This is a genomic window from Flavobacterium sp., from assembly GCF_044348915.1.
Classification (GTDB): Bacteria; Bacteroidota; Bacteroidia; order Flavobacteriales; family Flavobacteriaceae; genus Flavobacterium.
This window is the reverse complement of sequence record NZ_JBIKRX010000019.1, coordinates 22,420-44,354: the sequence shown is the minus strand read 5'-3', so window position 1 is coordinate 44,354 and position 21,935 is coordinate 22,420. Positions and strand designations below refer to the sequence as shown.

General features: G+C 34.5%; 24 protein-coding genes. All 24 read right to left on the bottom strand.

Translation table 11 applies throughout. The features are described 5' to 3' along the window. Positions 1-182 precede the first annotated feature (182 nt). The 24 genes from ACIQ1E_RS05410 to ACIQ1E_RS05295 all read right to left on the bottom strand — a co-directional run bounded on the left by ACIQ1E_RS05410 (position 183) and on the right by ACIQ1E_RS05295 (position 21,885). Complete coding sequence (locus ACIQ1E_RS05410) at positions 183-1,562, bottom strand: sensor histidine kinase (protein WP_396169407.1); 1,380 nt, start codon at positions 1,560-1,562, stop codon at positions 183-185. A 4-nt stretch (positions 1,563-1,566) separates the two neighbouring features. Beyond that, a complete protein-coding gene (locus ACIQ1E_RS05405) occupies positions 1,567-2,235 on the bottom strand; it encodes a response regulator transcription factor (RefSeq protein ID WP_396169405.1) in 669 nt (222 codons plus the stop codon). A gap of 2 nt (positions 2,236-2,237) precedes the next feature. After that, positions 2,238-3,599, bottom strand: coding sequence for a DUF3570 domain-containing protein (locus tag ACIQ1E_RS05400; protein ID WP_396169403.1), 1,362 nt, complete (start codon positions 3,597-3,599; stop codon positions 2,238-2,240). Between the two features lie 47 nt (positions 3,600-3,646). Further along, a complete protein-coding gene (locus ACIQ1E_RS05395) occupies positions 3,647-3,859 on the bottom strand; it encodes a DUF4266 domain-containing protein (protein ID WP_396169401.1) in 213 nt (70 codons plus the stop codon). 1 nt (position 3,860) lies between these two features. Beyond that, positions 3,861-4,844 carry an FAD:protein FMN transferase gene (locus ACIQ1E_RS05390; protein ID WP_396169399.1) on the bottom strand — a complete coding sequence of 328 codons (984 nt, stop codon included), beginning with the start codon at positions 4,842-4,844 and terminating at the stop codon, positions 3,861-3,863. Beyond that, entirely contained in the window at positions 4,841-5,278 is a 438-nt protein-coding gene (locus ACIQ1E_RS05385; RefSeq protein WP_396169397.1) for a thioredoxin family protein, read from the bottom strand. Before ACIQ1E_RS05385 ends, ACIQ1E_RS05390 begins: the two co-directional genes overlap by 4 nt. Before the next feature lie 142 nt (positions 5,279-5,420). Then, positions 5,421-7,463, bottom strand: a complete 2,043-nt coding sequence (locus ACIQ1E_RS05380; protein ID WP_396169395.1) for a hypothetical protein — start codon at positions 7,461-7,463, stop codon at positions 5,421-5,423. Between the two features lie 99 nt (positions 7,464-7,562). Continuing rightward, complete coding sequence (fabG, locus tag ACIQ1E_RS05375; RefSeq protein WP_396169393.1) at positions 7,563-8,309, bottom strand: 3-oxoacyl-[acyl-carrier-protein] reductase; 747 nt, start codon at positions 8,307-8,309, stop codon at positions 7,563-7,565. A 115-nt stretch (positions 8,310-8,424) separates the two neighbouring features. Further along, positions 8,425-8,853 (bottom strand): hypothetical protein, encoded by a 429-nt coding sequence (locus ACIQ1E_RS05370; protein WP_396169391.1) that lies wholly within the window; start codon positions 8,851-8,853, stop codon positions 8,425-8,427. 118 nt (positions 8,854-8,971) lie between these two features. Continuing rightward, complete coding sequence (gene sucD / locus ACIQ1E_RS05365; protein ID WP_396169389.1) at positions 8,972-9,844, bottom strand: succinate--CoA ligase subunit alpha; 873 nt, start codon at positions 9,842-9,844, stop codon at positions 8,972-8,974. A 74-nt stretch (positions 9,845-9,918) separates the two neighbouring features. Further along, the gene (locus ACIQ1E_RS05360; RefSeq protein ID WP_396169387.1) at positions 9,919-10,281 is read right to left on the bottom strand and encodes a nuclear transport factor 2 family protein; all 363 of its coding nucleotides are present in this window, start codon (positions 10,279-10,281) and stop codon (positions 9,919-9,921) included. 76 nt (positions 10,282-10,357) lie between these two features. After that, complete coding sequence (locus tag ACIQ1E_RS05355) at positions 10,358-11,293, bottom strand: UDP-3-O-(3-hydroxymyristoyl)glucosamine N-acyltransferase (RefSeq protein ID WP_396169385.1); 936 nt, start codon at positions 11,291-11,293, stop codon at positions 10,358-10,360. Between the two features lie 97 nt (positions 11,294-11,390). Then, positions 11,391-11,957, bottom strand: a complete 567-nt coding sequence (efp, locus tag ACIQ1E_RS05350; RefSeq protein ID WP_396169383.1) for an elongation factor P — start codon at positions 11,955-11,957, stop codon at positions 11,391-11,393. 87 nt (positions 11,958-12,044) lie between these two features. After that, entirely contained in the window at positions 12,045-12,830 is a 786-nt protein-coding gene (lpxA, locus tag ACIQ1E_RS05345) for an acyl-ACP--UDP-N-acetylglucosamine O-acyltransferase (protein ID WP_396169381.1), read from the bottom strand. Between the two features lie 24 nt (positions 12,831-12,854). After that, positions 12,855-14,243, bottom strand: coding sequence for a bifunctional UDP-3-O-[3-hydroxymyristoyl] N-acetylglucosamine deacetylase/3-hydroxyacyl-ACP dehydratase (locus ACIQ1E_RS05340; protein WP_396169379.1), 1,389 nt, complete (start codon positions 14,241-14,243; stop codon positions 12,855-12,857). After that, the gene (lpxD, locus tag ACIQ1E_RS05335; protein WP_396169377.1) at positions 14,236-15,282 is read right to left on the bottom strand and encodes a UDP-3-O-(3-hydroxymyristoyl)glucosamine N-acyltransferase; all 1,047 of its coding nucleotides are present in this window, start codon (positions 15,280-15,282) and stop codon (positions 14,236-14,238) included. The genes ACIQ1E_RS05340 and lpxD overlap by 8 nt, the downstream gene beginning before the upstream one ends. A gap of 131 nt (positions 15,283-15,413) precedes the next feature. Next, positions 15,414-16,643 carry an HD domain-containing protein gene (locus tag ACIQ1E_RS05330; protein ID WP_396169375.1) on the bottom strand — a complete coding sequence of 410 codons (1,230 nt, stop codon included), beginning with the start codon at positions 16,641-16,643 and terminating at the stop codon, positions 15,414-15,416. A gap of 308 nt (positions 16,644-16,951) precedes the next feature. Next, on the bottom strand, positions 16,952-17,473 hold the full coding sequence (locus ACIQ1E_RS05325; RefSeq protein WP_396169374.1) for a GNAT family N-acetyltransferase: 522 nt from the start codon (positions 17,471-17,473) through the stop codon (positions 16,952-16,954). A gap of 72 nt (positions 17,474-17,545) precedes the next feature. Continuing rightward, positions 17,546-18,118, bottom strand: coding sequence for a DUF1349 domain-containing protein (locus ACIQ1E_RS05320; protein ID WP_396169372.1), 573 nt, complete (start codon positions 18,116-18,118; stop codon positions 17,546-17,548). A 55-nt stretch (positions 18,119-18,173) separates the two neighbouring features. Beyond that, complete coding sequence (locus ACIQ1E_RS05315; protein ID WP_086455204.1) at positions 18,174-18,962, bottom strand: PhzF family phenazine biosynthesis protein; 789 nt, start codon at positions 18,960-18,962, stop codon at positions 18,174-18,176. 77 nt (positions 18,963-19,039) lie between these two features. Continuing rightward, the gene (locus ACIQ1E_RS05310; RefSeq protein ID WP_153209445.1) at positions 19,040-19,648 is read right to left on the bottom strand and encodes a short chain dehydrogenase; all 609 of its coding nucleotides are present in this window, start codon (positions 19,646-19,648) and stop codon (positions 19,040-19,042) included. 76 nt (positions 19,649-19,724) lie between these two features. Then, on the bottom strand, positions 19,725-20,300 hold the full coding sequence (locus ACIQ1E_RS05305) for a Crp/Fnr family transcriptional regulator (protein WP_396169369.1): 576 nt from the start codon (positions 20,298-20,300) through the stop codon (positions 19,725-19,727). A gap of 170 nt (positions 20,301-20,470) precedes the next feature. Then, positions 20,471-21,238 (bottom strand): MBL fold metallo-hydrolase, encoded by a 768-nt coding sequence (locus ACIQ1E_RS05300; protein WP_396169367.1) that lies wholly within the window; start codon positions 21,236-21,238, stop codon positions 20,471-20,473. A gap of 74 nt (positions 21,239-21,312) precedes the next feature. Next, the gene (locus ACIQ1E_RS05295) at positions 21,313-21,885 is read right to left on the bottom strand and encodes a Crp/Fnr family transcriptional regulator (protein WP_396169366.1); all 573 of its coding nucleotides are present in this window, start codon (positions 21,883-21,885) and stop codon (positions 21,313-21,315) included. Positions 21,886-21,935: the final 50 nt, after the last annotated feature.

Sequence of the window (21,935 nt, the reverse complement as noted above, 5' to 3'; positions counted from 1 at the left end):
ATGAAAGTACAAAATATAAAAAGATTCACCTAATAAATCCAATGACTATGTGGCATGAATTCGAATTTTATTTCACGTCATTTTGACATGAAATAAAATCCCTATATTTGAGACTGATTAGTTACGTACAAAGATAGTATGAAATAGGGGCAAAAAACACTTAAGACTGGCTTAAATTCCGCTTAACGAAAACTCAAAACCACCGCAGTGCCTTTGTCGATTTCGCTTTGAATTTCGAAATGTATGCCTAGCAATTCCGCCAATCTTTTGACGATGGAAAGTCCTAATCCAGAACCTTTTATGTCGGGATGCTGTGTTGGGTTGGAACGATAAAAAGGATTCATAATTTTGTCTAAATCTTCTTTGGGAATACCAATTCCGCTATCCGAAATAGTGCAAATTGTATTGTTTTCATTTTGCGAAAGCGTGATGGAAATCATCCCATTTTCATTCGAATATTTAATGGCGTTGCTAATAATATTGCTAATGATGATGGAAACCAAATAATTATCCGAAGCAACATAATACTCTTTCATAAAAAGATGATTAACGCTAATTTTTTTGGCGTTCATTTTCAAGGAATAGCGTGTGAGAATATCCAAAATCAGAGCATTCAAATATACTTTTTCGGTTTTCAAACTTTGAATTTGATTTTCGAAACGAGCCAACAACAGCAACTGATCTACCAAATTATTCAAGCGATTCACTTCGGAAATGCCATATTTTATTTTGTCTTCATATTCCGATTGAGTTCTCGGTTTCCGAATCAAGACTTCCAGAGTTCCTTTCAAAACAGTCAGTGGAGTTCTTAGCTCATGAGAAGCATCGGAAGTGAATTGTTTTTCTCGTTCAACAGCATTTTCAATGCGATCCAATAAATCATTGATGGTTTTAGAAAGCACATACAATTCGTCTTTATTTTGTGGCAAAGCGATACGTTCTTTAAGATTATCTTTTGTAATTCTGCTTGAAGTTTCCGTAATAAGGGTCACGGGCTTGATACTTCGTCCTGCTATCAATCGAGCAATTAAGAAAAGAACAAACAATATTAGCGGTAATGCAATCAGGAATGTGTCTTGTAAATTCTTTAAAATCATCGTCGCATCATCTAAAGACATAGCTATAAACAAAAATCCTATAACTTTATTTTTGTCCAAAAGAGGAACTTGAATTTGTCGGATTGGTTTTTTATTCAAGTAGGTATCGATGAATTTATTGTTTAAAGTAGCATCATACTTTTTGAGTTGCAGGCCTTTTAGATTGGGAGATTTGTCTATCAATTGGTTGTTAATGTCAAAAAACTGGACAAAAACTGGATTCACGTTAACTGCATTGTGCTCGCGGGCTCGCCATTGATCCACCTGAATCAAATACGTATTATTATGATCAATTTCGATCTCTTTTAAATGTTTTGCCACTTCATCCATTATATCATCATTGATTTGTGCGTTTACGCTGTGATTAATGATATTATAAATCACGAAAAACACAACCGAAATCAATAAACCGGTGCTTATGATATAATGAAAAGCGATTCTGTTTTTAAAAGAAAATGAAAACATAGGATTAGCTTAATTCATTTGCAATATAACCAACTCCACGAATAGTTTTGATTAAATCTTCCTCTTTATTGAGATTTAGTTTTTTGCGAATAGCATTCATAAAAACATCAATAACACCCGTGTCATAATCGAAATGAATATCCCAAACATCTTCAATTATTTGAGTTCGAGTACATACATTTCCTTTATTCCGAATTAAGTAACATAGCAATTCGAATTCACGTTGCGTTAAATTCACTTCCGTCCCGTCAACGAAAACAAGGTGCTTGGCAAGTTGAATTTCAATAGCGCCCAATTTTAAAATTTCAGGTTCTGTTTGAGTTCTGAAATGAATTTTAATTCGTTCAACCAATTCATCAAAACTAAATGGTTTTTTGATGTAATCATTGGCTCCTGCTCGCAGTCCGTCAATGGTTTCTTGAACAGTATCTTTGGCTGTTAAGAAAATAATGGGAGTTGTCGTGTCAGTCTTACGTATGGATTTGCAAACTTCAATCCCAGTCATTTTTGGTAAAATCCAATCTAAAAGAATGATATTTACTTTCTGACTAATAGCTAACTCTAGACCTTTCTTTCCATCGTTGGCCACTACAACTTCATATCCTTCTTCTTCCAAGCCTTGTTGGAGAAAATTGGCTATTCCTATTTCGTCTTCAACAATTAAAATTTTCATTTTTATTGAAATATAAACTTAAATCCTAAGGTGACAATATCCGCAGTTAGATTGTTACTTCGCTGGTAATGATTATAGCGGAAGTCAACATTTTTTAATCCAAATTTCCAAATTTTAGCTCCGGTGAAAATGTCTGTATAATTGACCCCAAAACCATATTGATTGGCATCAAAGGTACTTAAATCAGCATCAGATGTATAATATTTTTCGGTAGATAAATGCGTTTCATAAGGCGCATAATATTTGGATTGGGTTTGGGTGTAAAAACGATACATCGGAAAAACGGTAAAACGATCGGATACTTTTACCGGTAATTCGACATTAACGGTATGCGATTGAATATCCCAATTATCTGAATAATAGCGGTAATACGTTCTCAAAACAAACCGCTCATTGATGTAATAGTTTAGTCTTGCACCAATTGGTAATTTGAATCGGCTGTCGGGCAACCGTTCGATATCGTCGGCCAATTTATAAACTCCTGCATTGCTTTCGCTTTCGTAATTCGGAATATATTCTGGTTGACCAATGTAATAATTGGCTTTGTCAGCAAAATAAATTCGGTGGTAGGGTGTCGATAGTAATCCTTGTTGCTGCAGAATATCGAAGAAAAAAGATACTTGCAATTTTTTAGAAAATACTTGGGAGAAACCAACCGATGCCGAATACGAATTTCTATTCACGGAACTTATCGTTTGAAATGCTGTTGGCGCATAGCTAGAGGTGACCTTTCCGTTTTGATCGAAAATCGTTCCATTATTTGTATTTGCGCCATATATAGCGAAATCATTTAGTTCTTTTGGATAAATCGGCCTCCATTGATCCAAATATGCGTTTCCTTTGAAACTGATTTCAGAATTTTTGTCATTAAATAGATAAGCGACCCCTCCCCCAAAACCAACAGAAGTATAATCGTATTCACTGGAAAATGAAACATCGGCGTTCCAAATGAAATCACGAGAATCACTACTGTGGGCATAATTTGCAGTCACAGACTTCAGTTGGTCACTTTGAGAAGCTCCAGAAGACGCTTGCCAAGGTGTTGGTTTGCCACCATTATCAAAAGGATTAATATTGCTTGATGAAGCCGACGAATAGGCCGAAATACCCAAATCGACTGTTAATACAGCATCATCATTCAAAGGCATTGCGAACACAATATTAGAAGCGATATCAGTTAGTTCTTCAGATCCTATTCCTCCTGAAACAGCTGACATAGATCCGTCTTGCTTATAATAACTCAATAGAAAATCCACTTCGGTACTTTCTAAGACTCTTTTCTTGAACTGAATGCTGTCCTTGGCTTCCTGAGAAAACACAGAAAATCCGAGGAGTATTAAAAGAAATGTGATTATTGTTTTCATTGACAATGTTTGGTAAAATGAATTTTGGATTCTTTGCTATTGAATGTTTAGTTGCAACCACAACCTCCACCCGATTTTCCTCCATTGGCTCCAGCCGCAGCTTCTCGATACACTTGAAAGGCGGTTTCGTATCGTTCCGTTGTTCGGGCCGTAAGCTTCATATCGGGATCATTAATGGCCACTTTTTCATATTCTTTTACTGCGTTGCACGATTGAAGAACTAAACCAAGCAACATTCCCAAAATTATTCTCCGTATCATATTATTCCTGTTTTTTAATGTCTATTCCTTTCGAAGAATGCACTTTGCCTTTATCGTCTACGATAATGCACTCAATTCCTTTCATTTGATTTACTAAATCGAGCCCTACTTCTACTCCCAAGACAAAAATACCAGTGGCGAGAGCATCGGCAATTTCGGTTTGTTTGGCAAAAACAGAAACACTTACTACACCTTGCGCCGGATAACCTGTTCTTGGATCGATGATGTGAGCGTATCGTATACCATTGAAGGTCACAAATTTTTCATAACTGCCCGAAGTTTCCACAGCACTGTTTTCGAGGGGAAAAGTGGCAAATACTTTATTTTTGTTCATTGGGTTAACAATGGCAACCGTCCAAGGTTTTCCGTCAATTTGTGTCCCCCAAGCATTAATGTCTCCCGACACATTGACAATTCCAGAAGCACAACCTTTACTCTTGAGCAAATCTTTGACTTTGTCCGCAATATATCCTTGACCAATTCCGCCAAGACCAAGCTTCATTCCTTGTATTTTAAGGAAAATGGTTTGTTCTTTAGGGTCAAGAATAATGTTTTTGTATCCAATTTTAGAAACCGAATTTTTGATAGCTTCTACGGTCGGCATTGCTTTCATACTTCCGTCGAATTTCCAAATTTTATCCATCGAAGCATACGAAATATCAAATGCACCCGAAGTGATTTGAGACACCTTAATAGCTCGCTCCACCAGGTCATACACTTCTTTATCAACCTTCACAGGCATAATTCCAGCATTTTTGTTGACTTGCGAAATTTGCGTGCTAGGAATCCAATCGGAAATTAAATTTTCTATGCGTTTAACTTCTGCTACGGCTAAATCGATGTATTGATTTCCCTGAATAGTATCTTTTGCCACAACAGTCATCTCAAAAGGACTGCCAAGCATTGCTAATTTTCTTTTGTGTGTAATTTGTCCAAAAGAACTAGTCGCCACAACTAAAAATAATACGAAAGCTAGATATTTCATTTTTTCTCTAATGAATGAATCAAATCGATGTATTCGTTTGCCGGAATGTTCTTGAAGCCAGTCATCCCAATGACTTTTCCATTTTTATCCAGAAGAACAACGAGGGGAAAACTGCCATTCCTATTGTACTTTTCGGCCAATTTATTATTGCTCTCGGTAAGTTCTGCTGACAATTGATTGGCTTTTTTCTTTGGGAAATCTGCTTTGTAAATGACCCACCTTTTCTCAGACTCCAATTTGAATGCTTCTGATTTCCAAACCACATTGTCTAATTTGATACAAGGGCCGCACCAATCTGAGCCGGCAAATACCAAAAGAATGTTTTTATTTTGCTTAGAGGCTTCTTGTTTGGCTTCTTCAAAATTAGTTTTCCAATTTTGAGAATAACTCCAAGAGCTGATAAAAAGTAGTAGGATGATTATTCGTTTTTCCATTTTGATTTTTACTTAAGAAATTCTATTCCACAATAAAGTGTTGTATAATTTCAGAACGTAAAAATATTGCATTAAGTGCTTCAAAATATCAAAACAAAAGGATATTAAGTCAATATTAAGTTTCTAATACAAATTGAAAAAATCAGAGCATCCCATTATATTTCCGCAAAAACCATTCTGAAGCAAGGGAGATCGCAATCAAAATCAGCAACCACACCCAATCAATTAGAGGAGTTTTGGTCACAATTTCTTTTTGAACCGCTTTATAACTTTCATCTTCCAAAAGTGATTTGATTAAGGCATCGACTTGATTCGGATGATACAGCTTACCTTGGGTTTGTGCAGCCAATTGAGTTAACTTTTCTACATCAGGATTGACGAATTGCTTTTCGATGTCAAAATCCAGAATTTCAAAACGACTTGAATATGCTGTTTGAGAATTCAACTCTCTAACTGAAAAATTGTAAGTCCCAGCCGAAAGTCCGTCCAGATTGACTTTATAGAAATTATTTCCTTTTAGTAAATCATAGTTTTTAGTTTGCTTTGTTTTACTATTGGTCACCGAAATGGTCAAACGTGCTTTTTCGTCGAATTCGTAATTTTTATTGAAATACTGAGCCGAAATTTCAATTGTTTCCCCCGAATTATAAAAACTTTCGTGGTTAACGACTAATGATTTCTTGGAATCATTCGACACCAAAAATTGAATAATTTTATCCACGAAAACATCGAATTTTTCGAAGGATTGATTATCGACGTGACTTTGCAATCGCCATTTCCAGATATTTTCTCCTAACAAAAAAGCCGAACGTTTTCCTTGATTTTCGGCAAAGGCTAAGAGAGGAGCATTGGTTTCGATATTTCTAATTTTCGAAGAAAGTAAAGTACTAATAGCTCCGCTGGTCGTTACTGTACCAAATGGGTTTTGTAAAGGCGGGAAATTTTCGAAACCTAAATTATCTATTGCAAAAAGGTTGAATTGCTCATTAAATCCAGCCAAATAATCTTCTTTTTGACCGCTCATTTTGAAGGCAAAATTAGTTTGTTGCTGGTTCAAAAAATTGAAATCGGTGTTATTACCTGTAACAATAAATATATTAATTCCAGCTAGTTTATTCTTTTCAAAAACAGATTTAAATTCTCCTGTTGGTTGGTACAATATCAAAATATTGTAATCTTGTAACGAACTGACTGAATTTGGTTTAACAACTGTTACTTTTCGTTGCGCATTAGATTCTATGGCGCGTTTCAAAGCACCAATATCAGGATGGTTTAGGTTTGAAATAATGGCAACATTCGTCTTTTGATCGATAACTTCGACAGCGAAATTTTTGCTGTTATTATAGGTGTTCTTTTCTCTTTGATTGGAGGAAATAGTTGCTCTAAAAACTTGCACTCCAACTTTGTCAGCAGGCAGCAGTACATTCAAAACTACCGACTTTTTAGATGCCGAAAAAGTAACACTTTGCTTTGATAAAACTGAATTTCCTTGGGTGATTTTGAACTCAGCGGTTGTAGTTTTGTTTCCTGCATAATTTAAAAAAACCTCTACCGGAAATTTATTCTTTTGAAAAGCATATTTATTGACATTAAGTTGGCCTACTTTTAAATCCAAAGATTTTGCAGTATCTCCAACAACTAACGGAAAAACCTTGTTAATCGCGTCAAATGAAAATACATAATCGTTCCCTGAAGTTTGGTTTCCGTCCGTGATTAAAAGCGTTGGAAAACTCGTGTTCTTGTAGATGCTTTTCAAGTTTTTAGCAACTTCATCAATATTAGTCTGAGTTCCTTTGAAATTAATCCCGTTAGCTATCGGGACTTCCGTCGTTTGAAACTCAGTGTCGAACTGATAGGATTGAACATCAAATTTATCCTGTAATTCTTTGCTTTGAAATAGCTTCGTATGTAAATCTAAAGCAGTTTGATTCGCTTTCAAATCGATTATTGAACTCGAATTATCCACAACTATCGGCAAAGGAGTTTTGATGGTTTCGAAAGCTTTTCTACTCATTATCGGATTAATCAACAACAGTAAAATTCCGAAAATCGATAAAAAACGTAAAAAAGCCAAAACCAAGTTCAGATTTGACTTGGCTTTGGCTTTGTAATAATATTGAAAAAATGACAAACCGCCTGCTATTAGTAACGAAAGTAATAGTAATAGAATCGTGTTTGTAGTCATTGTTTATAGTAATCAGTGATCAGTTTTTAGTGGTCAGTTATCTAGTGGTCAATATTCCGTATTCGCTGAATACTAAAAATCTGAACACTGAACACTTTTCTAAGTAAGCATTCCTCCACAAACGTTCAAAACTTGGCCTGTGATATAGGCGCTCATATCTGAAGCCAAGAAAAGACAGGCGTTAGCCACATCTTCGGTGCTTCCTCCACGTTTCAACGGAATACCTTCTCTCCAGCCTTTTACAACATCTTCGCTTAGTTTGGCAGTCATTTCAGTTTCGATAAATCCAGGAGCAATAGCATTACAACGGATGTTTCTTGAACCTAATTCTAATGCAACGGATTTTGTAAATCCAATGGCACCTGCTTTAGATGCAGCATAATTGGTTTGACCTGCATTTCCAGAAACTCCAACAACAGAGCTTATATTAATAATTGACCCAGCACGTTGTTTCAAAAATGTTTTCTGAATAGCTTTAGTCATATTGAAAACCGATTTCAAATTCACATTGATTACTTGGTCGAAATCTGCTTCTGACATACGCATCAACAAATTGTCTTTAGTAATTCCAGCGTTATTGATTAAAATATCTACGGTTCCAAAATCGGCTAAAACGGCATTAACAAAAGTTTGGGCTTCGTTAAAATCAGCAGCATTCGATTGATATCCCTTAGCTTTGATACCTAAAGCATTCAATTCGGCTTCTAAAGCCTGAGCAGATTCTACAGACGAACTGTAGGTAAATGCCACATTAGCACCGTTTTTTGCAAAAACTTCTGCGATTCCTTTCCCAATTCCGCGACTTGCGCCAGTAATTATTGCTACTTTTCCTTCGAGTAATTTCATTTTATACTATATGTTTAATTTGTATTGTGTTTCAAATATAAGAATAATGTATTGAGCGCCAAAAAAAATGCCCAACGAATGTGTGGACACTTAACTATTTTTGAAAACTAGTAGTTTAGAAAGCTACATTCCATCTTGGCAATTTTCCATTTTCGTCCAAGAAGTTTTGTAAAATTTGTCCTTCTAAGAAGGTTGGAATTACTTTATTTTTGTCGTTGAACGTTTCGTACCAATACACTTCTAATCTAGTTATGTTTTCTAGTTTCATTTGAGCTGGCCAAGAATATTTTCTCCCAGTTTTAGCAAATTGATGTCCATTTACTATTTTATCGAATAGACCTCCGTTCTTGATTTTCAGCGTTCCGTCATTCTGAATAGTTCCGGTAGAACCTACCATAATCAATTCTTTGTCTTCTCCGTCAACAGCATAAACCAAGAAAATACCACTACCGTTTTCAGGTGCATTACAAACTTCTTCTAAACTGTCCTCAATAGAAAAATTGAATTGATTTTTGACTTTGATTTTTTTTAATTCTTTATACATTATATTGTTTGTTGTTTATAGTTGGTTGTTTTTGCAACACAACTTATGAAAAAACTCCATCTCGTTTATTCAACTAGACGGAGTTTTATTTTGTTATTTGAAATTTGTTTTTTGGAAATTATCCCAATACTTCTTTTACTTTTTTTCCAATTTCAGCAGGAGAATCTACTACGTGAATACCACATTCTCTCATAATGCGTTTTTTGGCTTCGGCTGTATCATCTGCACCACCTACGATGGCACCAGCGTGACCCATTGTTCTTCCTTTTGGAGCGGTCTCACCTGCAATAAACCCAACTACTGGCTTGCGATTTCCATCCGCTTTGATCCATTTAGCTGCATCAGCTTCCAATTGACCACCAATTTCGCCAATCATAACGATACATTCGGTTTCTGGATCGTTCATAAATAATTCAATCGCTTCTTTTGTGGTAGTTCCGATAATTGGATCTCCACCAATACCTATAGCAGTAGTGATTCCTAATCCTTGTTTTACTACTTGGTCAGCAGCTTCGTAAGTTAAAGTTCCTGATTTAGAAACGATTCCTACTGTTCCCTTTTTGAAAACAAAACCTGGCATAATACCTACTTTTGCTTCACCTGGAGTAATTACACCTGGACAGTTTGGACCAACTAATCTACAATTTCTGCTTTTTATGTAGTTGTTTGCTTTAATCATATCGGCTACAGGAATTCCTTCAGTAATCGCAATAATTACTTTGATACCTGCATCGGCGGCTTCCATAATAGCATCGGCAGCAAAAGCTGGCGGTACGAAAATGATTGTTGTATCAGCACCTGCTTGTTCTACAGCATCTTTTACAGTATTGAAAACTGGACGGTCTAAATGAGTTGACCCTCCTTTTCCAGGAGTTACTCCACCAACAACATTGGTTCCATATTCAATCATTTGTGTAGCGTGGAATGTTCCTTCGCTTCCTGTAAATCCTTGAACAATAATTTTTGAATCTTTATTAACTAAAACACTCATGATCTATTTTTTATATGGTTTTTATTATAACGATGCAAAAGTATGATTTTGCAACTAATATTTTGAAAAAATAATTAAGAAAAATGACTCATTTGATAACCTCTGAATAATTTTCCCTCTTTAACCTCCCAAATAACGAAAAAATTCCCCATTAGCATTTCTTCTCTTGGATTTTCGATGGTTTTTACAAAGTGGGAAAATCGCAAAGAAACTAGATTTTTTTCTTGAATAACATGACTAATTCTTATTTTAGAACGAACATAAGCTTTGGCTAATTCATCGGTAAGTGACAATATATCATCATAATTCATTTGAATAAATCCTTTACTGGTGTTCCAATCTATAGTCACTTCTGGGTGCAAAAATTCGCTAACGGCTTTTCTATCTAATAAAACATCAGATTTATAGAAATCGAGAACAATATCTTTTGGTTTCATCTATTTATAACTTTTTTTGAGTTATTCTAATTTTGAGATTCGCTTTGGTATTACTTCAAATTTGAATCTGGATTTTTTATAATTCTTTTAACTTGCTCAGTATTTCAGGTATTTTTTTTATGTTGGCCAGTTGTTTCAGTTTTTCTCGAGATTCTTCAATGGGTGTTCCAAAGTACGTTTTTCCACCTTCAACCGATTTTGTAACTCCAGTCTGTCCCATAATTACAGCCTTCGCTCCTATTGTGATTCCGCTTGTAGTTCCTACTTGTCCCCAAATGGTAACTTCATCTTCTATTATTACACAACCTGCTATACCCGTTTGAGAAGCAATCAAACATTTTTTACCAATAACGGTATCGTGTCCAACGTGTACTTGATTGTCTAATTTTGTTCCTTCGCCAATAGTAGTATCGCCTGTAACGCCTTTATCGATAGTACAAAGTGCCCCAATACCAACATTATCTTCAATTACCACTCTTCCTCCTGAAATCAATTGGTCGAAACCATCAGGACGTTTTTTATAATAAAAAGCATCGGCACCGAGAATAGTTCCAGCATGAATCATTACATTGTCTCCAATAATCGTGTGATCATAAATAGTTACATTCGCATGAATCAAACAATTTTTCCCAATTTGCACATGATTTCCTATAAAACAATTAGGCTGCATCACAGTTCCAATTCCAATTTTGGCTGATGGAGCAATTGCCACAGCAGAAAACTGAAATGGTCTAAAATGTTTGGTTAGTGTATTGAAATCACGGAAAGGATCGTCTGAAATGAGCAAAGCTTTTCCTTCAGGACAATCCACTTTTTTATTGATTAAAATAGTGGTAGCCGCAGAATTTAATGCTTTATCATAATATTTAGGATGGTCAACAAATACAATATCACCAAATTCTACAACATGAATTTCATTCATTCCAGAAACTGGGAAATTTTCATCACCAACGAATTCGCTATTGATAATTGTTGCAATCTCCTTTAAAGTATGTATTGTGTTGAATTTCATAAAATAGTGCTCAGGGATCAGTTTTTAGTGCTCAGTGATTGTTTTTTTAGCATTGAACATTCAATTTGACTGAATACTCGATACTGCAGACTGAACACTATTCTTTAACTCTTTCCATATAATTACCGTTTGAAGTGTCAATTTTTATTTTGTCACCTTCATTGATAAATAATGGAACGTTGACAGTAGCACCTGTCTCTACTGTAGCTGATTTCGTAGCATTTGTAGCTGTATTTCCTTTGATTCCCGGCTCTGCATAGGTTACTTCTAATACCACTGAAGCAGGCATATCGACTGAAAGCGGTAAATCAGTCTCGGTATTGATTGCAATCATTACATTTTCACCTTCTTTTAATAAATCAGGAGAATCCAATACATTTTTGTTCAAAGAAATTTGTTCAAAAGACTCTACATTCATAAAGTGAAACAAATCACCTTCTGGATACAGGTATTGAAATTTATGGTTTTCAACACGAACCTCTTCAATTTTATGACCAGCTGAAAAAGTATTATCCAAAACTTTACCGTTTGATAAACTTTTTAGTTTTGTTCTTACAAAAGCAGGACCTTTTCCTGGTTTTACGTGAAGGAATTCAATAATTTTATAGATGTCATTGTTGTATTTTATACACAATCCGTTTCTAATATCTGATGTTGATGCCATTTTATGTGTTTATTATTTATTGTTTGTTGTTTATTGTTTGTTGCAAACTTGACTTTAACCTGAAATCTGTAAACTAAAATCTGTTTTCTAGTAATTCCCTGAATACCCTTTCATTACTCCTCTTGATGAATTTCTAATAAAATCAATGATTTCATCTCTTTCAGGTGTTGCCTCCATTTCAGCTTCAATGATACCTAAAGCTTGGGTCACGTTATAATTTTTTTGATATAAAATTCTATAAATTTCTTGTATCTCTTTTATCTTTTCTGAGGTAAATCCGCGTCTTCTCAAACCAACTGAATTAATTCCTACATAAGATAGTGGTTCTTTTGCCGCTTTTGTAAAAGGGGGAACATCTTTTCGTAACAATGAACCTCCAGAAATCATTGCGTGATCACCTACACTAATAAATTGATGCACAGCAGAAAGTCCGCCGATAATTGCATATTTACCTATTGTTACGTGTCCGCCTAAAAGTACTCCATTAACAATAATGGCATTATCACCAATATGACAATCGTGGGCAATGTGTGCGGCAGCCATAATCAAGCAATTATTACCAACTACGGTTTGACCTGAAGCAATAGTTCCTCTATTGATAGTAACACATTCTCTAATGGTACAATTATCTCCAATTATAGCCAAAGAATCTTCTCCGCCAAACTTTAAATCTTGTGGAATTGCAGAAATTACTGCTCCTGGAAAAATATTACAATTTTTTCCTATTCTGGCGCCTTCCATTATGGTTACATTTGAACCTATCCATGTTCCATCTCCAATAACAACATTATTATGAATTGTTGTAAAAGGCTCTATAACAACATTTTTGGCGATTTTTGCGCCTGGGTGAACATATGCTAAGGGTTGATTCATATCCTTTGGTTTGTGGTTTGGAGTTTATTGTTTTTTTGCTATTTGCGCCATCAATTCAGCTTCAGCTACCAATCTTCCGTTGGCATAAGCATTGGCTTGCATATGACAAATCCCTCTTCTTATAGGAGTAATCAAATCACATTTGAAAGTCAGTGTATCTCCAGGTAATACTTTTTGTTTGAATTTTACATTGTCTATTTTCATAAAATAGGTCAAATAATTCTCTGGATCCGGAACGGTACTTAATACTAGTATCCCTCCTGTTTGCGCCATCGCTTCAACGATAATAACACCAGGCATTACCGGAGCTCCAGGGAAATGTCCTACAAAGAAACTCTCGTTCATAGTTACATTTTTCATCCCAACAATATGACTATCGGACATTTCTAATATTCTATCAATAAACAAAAATGGAGGTCTATGAGGAAGAACCGACATAATTTTGTGAATATCCATCAAGGGCTCCAAATTCAAATCATAAACTGGAACATAATTACGTTGCTCTATTTTAATGATTTTGGCTAACTTTTTGGCAAACTGAGTATTTACAAAATGACCGGGTTTGTTTGCAATCACTTTTCCTTGTATTCTGGTACCTATTAATGATAAATCCCCTACTACATCAAGTAGTTTATGTCTTGCCGCTTCGTTTGGATAATGCAAGGTTAAATTGTCTAAGATTCCATTTGGTTTTACTGTAAGTTCCTCTTTCCCGAAAGCCACTTTAAGATTGTTCATTGTTTTTTCGGAAATTTCCTTATCGACATACACAATGGCATTATTCAAATCTCCTCCTTTGATTAACCCTTCTTCTAGCAAAAATTCTAATTCATGTAGGAAGCTAAAGGTTCTCGAATCGGCTATTTCAGTTTTAAATTCAGAAATAGATTTCATGGTAGCATTCTGAGTTCCTAAAACTTTGGTGCCAAAATCGACCATTGCAGTAACACAGTAGTTATCGTGGGGCATAATTATTATTTCGCTACCCGATTCTTCATCTGTAAAAGAAATAATTTCTTTTACAACATAAATATTTCTTTTTGCTTCTTGTTCTTGGATTCCTGCCTTTTCAATAGCTTCGACAAAATATTTCGAAGAACCGTCCATTATAGGAAGTTCAGAAGCATCTAATTCAATTATTATATTATCAACATCACAACCAACAATAGCCGCCAAAACATGTTCAGGAGTTTGTATTTTTACTCCTAATTTTTCTAAATTAGTTCCTCTTTGCGTATTTACTACATAGTTGGCATCTGCTTCAATTATAGGTTGTCCCTCTAAATCCTTACGAACGAAAGTAATCCCATTATTAATTGGAGCAGGTTTGAAAGTCATAGTCACTTCTTTTCCTGTGTGTAATCCAACTCCGGTTAGTGAAATTTCAGCTTCGATAGTCTTTTGTTTAACCATTGCTTGCGTTTTTTTGGTTTAATATTTCTTTTTTTAATTCTTCTAGTTCAGTAACGATTTTTGGTAAATTCTTGAAATGTACATAGGACTTACTAAAGTCATTATATCCAAATGTTGGACTACCCTGCAAAACCTCGTCGTCTTTGATACTTCTTGCAACACCTGATTGGGCTTGAATTTTGACATTGTTTCCAATTGTCAGATGTCCTACAATGCCAACTTGTCCCCCAATCATGCAGCTTTTACCAATTTTGGTTGACCCTGCAATACCAGTTTGCGCCGCAATCACCGTATTCTCTCCGACTTCTACATTATGTCCAATCTGAATTTGATTGTCCAACTTCACTCCTTTACGGATAATTGTCGAACCCATCGTGGCTTTATCTATCGTAGTATTGGCACCAATATCAACATTATCTTCGATAACTACATTTCCTATTTGAGGAATTTTAGTATAGGTTCCGTCTTCGTTTGGTGCAAAACCAAAACCATCTGCTCCAATGATAGCCCCAGAATAAATCACACAGTTATTGCCAATGACTGTTTCCGAATGTATTTTGGCGCCCGCAAAAATAGTAACATTATTCCCAATTTTCACACTTTCGCCAATAAAACAATTGGGATATATCTTTACATCATTACCCAAAACAACATTCTCTCCAATATAACTAAAGCATCCTACATATAAATTGGTACCCTGTTGGCCACTTTCGGAAATAAATGATGGTTGTTCAATTCCTGTTTTGTCTCCCTTTTTTGCCTGATCGTAAAATTCTAATAATTTTGTAAAAGACATGTAGGCATCTTCCACTTTTATTAAAGTAGTATGTAATTCACCTTCTGGTATAAAAGTATTATTTACTATCGTAATAGTCGCCTGAGTAGTATATATAAAAGGTAAATATTTTGGATTTGCCAAAAAGCTAATAGATCCCTCGGAACCCTCCTCTATTTTGGACAATTTATAAACTTCGGCTTTTGGATTACCTACGACTTCTCCACCCAAAACACCGGCTATTTGCTCTGCTGTAAATTTCATCTTATCAAATTATAATTTTTATAGGAATAAGATAAAACGCTCTGTTCAATGTCCTACTTAAATTCAAAAAAAATGTCTGGTTTTGTTTCATCTCGACAAAAATATAAAAAATAGATTTTATATATAGGTTTTTAAACAAGTTGTTTTGGAAAACATAGATAATATTTGGTCACAAATTTAGACAATGACTTCAAATTCAGTTGGTCAGAAGCTTCGACAACATCTTCGATAGTACGGTCTTTTTTCAGAATCCGAATGGGTTCCGCTTCTTTGCTATAGGCTTGATTCTTAATTTTACCTTTAAATATGAAATAATTGGTCTCGGCTAAAGTAATATTATTTTCCAAAGCAAAGCGTTCTTTCAGCTGATGCAATGCTTCACTTGGTACTTTTTCTTCACTCAATTTAATCTTCAATAAATCCCTATTGATAATCATTTTACTCAAGGATGACAATATAAAATCGTCTTGTTTCTGCCAAGATTTCAATGCACTAATAATATCAAAATCATCTAGTTGCGAAAACAAATCCAAGGTTTCACTATCAAAGGTCTCCATCGTAATTTTGTTTTCCATAAAAAATAATAAAGGCTCACTACAGGGTAAAACCACTCCTTTTTCGGTTAATTCTTTGGCGCGTTTTAGGACTTTCGTCAAAATTAACTCGGCTACCAAACTAGTTTTGTGCAAATAGGCTTGCCAATACATCAATCGCCTTGACATCAGGAATTTCTCGACCGAATAAATGCCTTTTTCTTCTATGACCAAAACATCGTCAACTACGTTCATCATCTGAATCAAGCGTTCGGAATTGACATTTCCCTCTGCTACACCCGAATAAAAGCTATCGCGTTTCAGGTAATCCATTCGGTCCATATCGAGCTGACTCGAAATGAGTTGCAACATAAACTTTCGGTGATAATCGCCTTTAAAAACCTTGATAGCCAAACTCAACTGCCCTTCAAACTCCACATTCAATTGCTGCATAAACAACAACGAAATAGCTTCGTGATGTACATCCTCGACGATGCTGCTTTCCATTGCGTGTGAAAAAGGACCGTGACCAATGTCGTGCAACAAAATGGCGATATACAAGGCATTCTCTTCTTCTTTAGAAATGGAAACGGCTTTGAAACGAAGCGTTTCGACCGCTTTTTGCATAATATGCATGCAGCCCAAAGCGTGATGAAATCGGGTGTGATTCGCGCCAGGATAGACCAAATACGACAATCCCATTTGTGAAATACGTCGCAATCGCTGGAAATAAGGATGCTGAATTAAATCGTAAATTAAGGCGTTGGGGATGGTAATAAACCCATAAATGGGATCATTAAATATCTTCAGTTTATTGATTTTGCTCACAGTATTGATTTCTTTTGAGGAACAAATATAAGGAAATCTAAGAGGGTATGAAAATTTAAGTATTTGATTATTTAAGTCCAATGGGAAGGTTGCTTATTAATCTATTGGTGTAAATCGAAGATTCGTTTGGGTATTGATTTGAGTCTTTTTTTGGTCATTTTCTTCTATTTACTTGCACTTTTTTTATGTTTGATAATTGACTGAAAAAAGGTCTAAAAGTGGGGACAATTGCCACAAATACTTTTCATACTCTATATGGGGAGTATATGGGGCTTTGATATGGAGTTGTTTTGACCTCTGTTTTTTTCTTATTTAGAGATGATTGTCATTTGAAATAAACTTACTGTTGCGTTGTCATAATGTGCTGGAAGTCCTTCAGTGTTTCTAAGTTTCAATAAACCTAAAAACTCAAAGCCACATCTTGTGTAGTGATTAATTAACCCTGAATTATCGCCAACTGTATCCATTCTTATGAATTGTTTTTGATTTTCTTTGGCATAATTCTTTGCCCATTCTACAATTTGGCCAACTAAATTTTGTCCTCGAAAATCAGGATTTGTTGCTATACGGTGAATGTAAACAGCTGGTTCTTCGTTACGTTCTTCCCAAATTTGAGGATCATTAAATGTTGTCGCCCACACACAAGCAATTTTACCCTCTGAAACTATTTTCCATTGTCTGTTTTCTGAAATTTCAGTTTCAATAAGTTCTCTATCAAATTCTGGCCAATGGCTGGTAAATCTTGTCTTCTGAAAATCGGTCGCGATTTTATATAAACGGAAAATTTCGTCTGTGTCGTTACTGTTGCTATTTTGTATTTGAAAGTTCATTTTTGATTTTGAATTATTAGGGCAAATAAACTAATTTAATAGATGATTGCCTATGTTTACTTTGTGACTGTTTTAATTACCATCTCTAAAGTTTTTAACACTTTCGTTGGATATGGTAATAAAATCCAATTTTCCTTCGCATTTATCTCCTAAAGGTGCTTGTATTCCAAATCCAACTTTTACAGTGGAAGAAAGGTCTAATCCAAAACAACGAACAAATCGCCATTTTTGACCATTGAGTGAATAATGAAGTCCCAAAAAATCACCTTTACGAGTTATACGCAACCAACATTTATTGGATGGGAGTAATTCACCATTGGCATCATCCGACCAATTGTCTGTGATTACAGAAACCACATTGTACGTTGTGTCAACGCCTAGTTCAACTGCTAATTTTATCCATCGGGTTTCCGTTTCTCTCACCATCAAGAAAGCGGCGTCGTAGCTAAAGTTTCCTTTTGTTTCAACTTCCGCTTTGATGGTAAAATCACCAGTTTTTTCGGTATAAAAAAAAGAAGCATCATCAATTATAGCTTCTTTGTATTTGCAAATGAAGTCAGTTTTAGCATTTGCTACAAGACGAAATCCGGAGTCAGTATCACTTATCTTGCAAGCATTCAAACTGTTGTTAAAAGTATATTTCATATCTTTTATTTAATTTTTGTTCTTTGATGGTTATATCTTTTTGCAATAATTTTTATTATTCTATCCAAAAGTTCCCAACAGAATAGGTTTTTGCTGTTCCGCTAATAATAACTCGGTCACCTTTGTCTTCACAATATAGTTTGCCCATTCGTTCCGAAACTTGTTGCCCATAAAGTACTTTTTTATCAAGTCTTTTTGACCAAAATGGCACCAAAGAACAATGAGCAGAACCTGTTACAGGATCTTCTAAGATGGATGCTTGTGGTGTGAAAAAACGAGAAACGAAATCACAGTCATCTCCAATTGCTGTTACAATTATTCCGCCTGGATCAAGGTTGATTTGGTCAAACAATTGTCGGTCAATTTTAATATTTCTAATTGCTGTTTCGTTTTCATAAACCAAAACATAGTCTCTTGATTTTAAAATTTCCCTAGGTTGGATATTTAAAGATTTTGAAATTGTCTCGGGTAAAGTATCTGCAATAGGCATTCTTGATGGGAAGTCCATTTTGTATAGTCCATCTTCAACTTTAACAATTAAGTCGCCACTTAATGTTTCGAAAACAATTTCATCTTTTTTGTAATCTAAAATTGTCTTTAAGCAATGTGCTGTTGCAAGTGTGGCGTGACCGCACAAATCCATTTCAATTTCTGGCGTAAACCATCGCAAATGGATTTTTTCTCCTTTATCTACAAAAAAAGCAGTTTCTGCAACGGCATTTTCTTTAGTTATTTTCAACAAAATGTCGTCTGATAACCAATTGTCAAGAGGCACCACACAAGCAGGATTTCCACCAAAAATGGTATCTGTAAATGCGTCAATTTGGTAAAGTTTTAATTCCATTTTTCTTTTTATTTTATAATAAACAGCATATAGTCAATTTCTTTTTTGAAAAGACTATATGCTGTAATTTTTGTTAATTATGCATCAACAAGTATCACTTGACCAGTAATAAATCCATCAACCGAGCGCTCAAACGCTTTACCAACCAATGCACTTGGTACAGGTTGAAATCCTGGCATCATATCGCCATAAACGTCCCAAGCCTCCGCTAAAACTGTTGGATTTACTGAATTTACACGAATACCTCTTGGCATTTCGAAGGCTACACATTTTACAAAGGTATCAATGGCACCACTTGTAGTTGCATCTGCAATAGCAAAAGGAATAGGTTTTAAGTTTAGAATACCTGTAATAAGCGTAAAAGAACCTTTATCAGCAATGTATTCCTGACCAATTCTAACAATATTGATTTGCCCCATCATTTTACTCATTACTGTAGTCATCCATTGCGCTTCAGTCATTTCCTCGAAGGTTGCATATTCACATACGCCAACTGTATTCACAACTGCATCAAAGTGACCAACCTCCTTGAATAATTTTCTCAAAGATTCTTCACTGGTAATGTCAACTTGGTAGTCGCAACCGTCTTTTGAACGACCAGCTGTAATCACTTTGTGTTTTCCTAAACCTGTAAGTGCTGCTTTTCCCATTTTCCCATTAGCACCTATTAAAATTACTGTTTTCATATATTTAATTATTTTTAATTTGAAGTGCAAAATTACACTCCTGCCCTACTAAGCACGTAGGACATTTGTCTAAAAATTAAATCGATGCTCTTATTCTACTTAAATGTCTTTGAGTAATTCCAAGATAGGAAGCTATGTAGTGAAGTGGAATTTGTTGCACAAATTGTGGATAGTTGTTTATCAAATCTACATATCGTTTTTGGGCGTTGGATTTTTGATGATTAAATATCCATTTTTCGAGTTCAACATATTCTTTTTCAGCAATTATTTTTAAAAAATTCAACCATTTATTGTTTGATTCCACAAGGTTTTCTAATTCTTTTTTTGAAATTGAAATTATTTCAGAATCGGTTAAAGCTTGTAAATTTTCTTCTGATTTATTCTGTGTAATAAATGAAGAATAAGCCACTAATAATGTATTGGGAAAGGTAAAACAATATGTTATTTCTTCGTCATTATTAGAATAATAGAATGATCGAAAAATACCAAAATTCACGAAGGAAAGCGTGGTACACATTTCATCTTGTTTAATGAAAAAATCTCCTTTTTTTATCGTAGAAATAGTCGCTAAACTTATAAATTCATTTATTTCACTATCTGTAAATAAATTGTATTGTTTTAAGTATTCCAACAGTTGATTTTTCTTAAACATAGTACTTGTTTTAAGCTTTAATTCTATAATTCGTATTTATATTTTGCTGCTTTGCAAAGTTAGCAATTACAAGTGTAGAATTTTAAATCCCTTTCAAATCATTGATGATATAAAAAATATGACATTGATTTACTGGCTGTTTTTCTATAAAATCATTTGTACTTAGTTTATTAAAAGACTTTACTTTCTCCATCATTTGGAATAAAAACCTTGTCAGAAAGTCCAATTTTTGAAACTTCTACTTTTAATTGATTTCTGGTTGTAGGGCAATGATTTACAGCTTCTAGATGATTTGCGATTACTTGATTTGGTGCGTTTTTTACGAATTTTAAAACATCATCCATTCGCATTAATAAAGGTTGAAAAATATCTAATTGAGCCGTTCCACAAGCCACAACTGAAATTTCAGGTTTTAATTGTGTCAAAACTTTGTGAACATCATCAGTATAAATGGTATCTGCACTTAAATAAATCGATTTTTCATTTGGTAATTCAATGTAAAAACCCATTACATTTCCCATTGGTTTGGCAACAAATCCGTAACCGTGTACTGCTGGGATACCCTGAATTTTTCCACCTAAAAAAGGGCTTTCTTTCCAATAATCAACTGTTTGGGAAACGTTTAATCCTTTTTTTCTTAATGTCGCTTCATCTTTTATACTACAAATAACAGGAATTTGTTTTGTGCGAAGAAAATGTTCGGCTTCCTTGTCCAAATGGTCTGGATGCAAATGCGTTAGTAAACAATGTGTAGTTTTTTCAACGATATCCATTGCATTGCTTGGTAAATCTACAATAGGATTTCGTTGTGGCTTGAATCGGAAAAGTGTAAAAGTTGGTCCTGCTGTTCCTTTTTTTCCAAGCATTGGGTCTACTAATATAAAATTAGCTCCAGATTCTATGACTAAAGTGGCGTTTCTTAAATGATGTACTTTCATTATTAAATAGTTTTAAATTGAAAGTACAAAGTTGCCCAATGTTAAAATAGATTCCATTGATTGAAATCAAGAAATTAAATTCTTTTTCTAATTCTGCTCAATGTTTCGGGCGTAATTCCCAAATAAGAAGCAATATGATATTGTGGAATTTGCAGTAACCAGTCAGGTTTTGTCTTCATAATATCGAGATATAATTCTTCAGCAGTATTTACAAAATGGTTAAACTCTTCACTTTCCTTTTTAACAACTATTCTTTGGAAAATAGTTTCAATAAATAGTTTGCCACATTTGTATTGGTTAGTAAAAGTCAAGAATTTTTCTTTGGATAAAATTCTCAAATCTACATCGGTCAAACATTCTTGATACTTTCTTGTTACTGTGGAATGAGTAAACGAAGAAAAGTCGGTTATAAAACCTGAACTAGTGTAAAAATTAATATTTTTTTCCCTGTCGTTAGTTGCATAATATTCCCTAATAATGCCTTGATCTAAAAAACGAAGTTCATTTTCTATAGCTCCATTTTCTAAAATGATTTGCCCTTTTTTGTATGATTTAATAACAAAAGTATTTACAAATTCTTCTAAACCTTCTTTATTAAAAGGAAATTCATTGCTAAAAAATAAATATAATTTGTCTGCTTCTTTCATTTTTATTTTAAGGTTGATTATGTGTTTCGTTTCTAGAAATTGCCACCAAA

Bases quoted from the DNA above. Each gene is read 5' to 3' on its own strand.
- ACIQ1E_RS05355 (WP_396169385.1), bottom strand. From the start codon at position 11,293: ATGAAATTCAACACAATACATACTTTAAAGGAGATTGCAACAATTATC.
- fabG (WP_396169393.1), bottom strand. From the start codon at position 8,309: ATGAAATTACTCGAAGGAAAAGTAGCAATAATTACTGGCGCAAGTCGC.
- ACIQ1E_RS05370 (WP_396169391.1), bottom strand. From the start codon at position 8,853: ATGTATAAAGAATTAAAAAAAATCAAAGTCAAAAATCAATTCAATTTT.
- lpxA (WP_396169381.1), bottom strand. From the start codon at position 12,830: ATGAATCAACCCTTAGCATATGTTCACCCAGGCGCAAAAATCGCCAAA.
- ACIQ1E_RS05315 (WP_086455204.1), bottom strand. From the start codon at position 18,962: ATGGAATTAAAACTTTACCAAATTGACGCATTTACAGATACCATTTTT.
- sucD (WP_396169389.1), bottom strand. From the start codon at position 9,844: ATGAGTGTTTTAGTTAATAAAGATTCAAAAATTATTGTTCAAGGATTT.
- ACIQ1E_RS05405 (WP_396169405.1), bottom strand. From the start codon at position 2,235: ATGAAAATTTTAATTGTTGAAGACGAAATAGGAATAGCCAATTTTCTC.
- ACIQ1E_RS05380 (WP_396169395.1), bottom strand. From the start codon at position 7,463: ATGACTACAAACACGATTCTATTACTATTACTTTCGTTACTAATAGCA.
- ACIQ1E_RS05295 (WP_396169366.1), bottom strand. From the start codon at position 21,885: ATGAAAGAAGCAGACAAATTATATTTATTTTTTAGCAATGAATTTCCT.
- ACIQ1E_RS05385 (WP_396169397.1), bottom strand. From the start codon at position 5,278: ATGGAAAAACGAATAATCATCCTACTACTTTTTATCAGCTCTTGGAGT.
- efp (WP_396169383.1), bottom strand. From the start codon at position 11,957: ATGGCATCAACATCAGATATTAGAAACGGATTGTGTATAAAATACAAC.
- ACIQ1E_RS05390 (WP_396169399.1), bottom strand. From the start codon at position 4,844: ATGAAATATCTAGCTTTCGTATTATTTTTAGTTGTGGCGACTAGTTCT.
- ACIQ1E_RS05300 (WP_396169367.1), bottom strand. From the start codon at position 21,238: ATGAAAGTACATCATTTAAGAAACGCCACTTTAGTCATAGAATCTGGA.
- ACIQ1E_RS05400 (WP_396169403.1), bottom strand. From the start codon at position 3,599: ATGAAAACAATAATCACATTTCTTTTAATACTCCTCGGATTTTCTGTG.
- lpxD (WP_396169377.1), bottom strand. From the start codon at position 15,282: ATGAAATTTACAGCAGAGCAAATAGCCGGTGTTTTGGGTGGAGAAGTC.
- ACIQ1E_RS05320 (WP_396169372.1), bottom strand. From the start codon at position 18,118: ATGAAATATACTTTTAACAACAGTTTGAATGCTTGCAAGATAAGTGAT.
- ACIQ1E_RS05410 (WP_396169407.1), bottom strand. From the start codon at position 1,562: ATGTTTTCATTTTCTTTTAAAAACAGAATCGCTTTTCATTATATCATA.
- ACIQ1E_RS05340 (WP_396169379.1), bottom strand. From the start codon at position 14,243: ATGGTTAAACAAAAGACTATCGAAGCTGAAATTTCACTAACCGGAGTT.
- ACIQ1E_RS05305 (WP_396169369.1), bottom strand. From the start codon at position 20,300: ATGTTTAAGAAAAATCAACTGTTGGAATACTTAAAACAATACAATTTA.
- ACIQ1E_RS05310 (WP_153209445.1), bottom strand. From the start codon at position 19,648: ATGAAAACAGTAATTTTAATAGGTGCTAATGGGAAAATGGGAAAAGCA.
- ACIQ1E_RS05325 (WP_396169374.1), bottom strand. From the start codon at position 17,473: ATGAACTTTCAAATACAAAATAGCAACAGTAACGACACAGACGAAATT.
- ACIQ1E_RS05360 (WP_396169387.1), bottom strand. From the start codon at position 10,281: ATGAAACCAAAAGATATTGTTCTCGATTTCTATAAATCTGATGTTTTA.
- ACIQ1E_RS05395 (WP_396169401.1), bottom strand. From the start codon at position 3,859: ATGATACGGAGAATAATTTTGGGAATGTTGCTTGGTTTAGTTCTTCAA.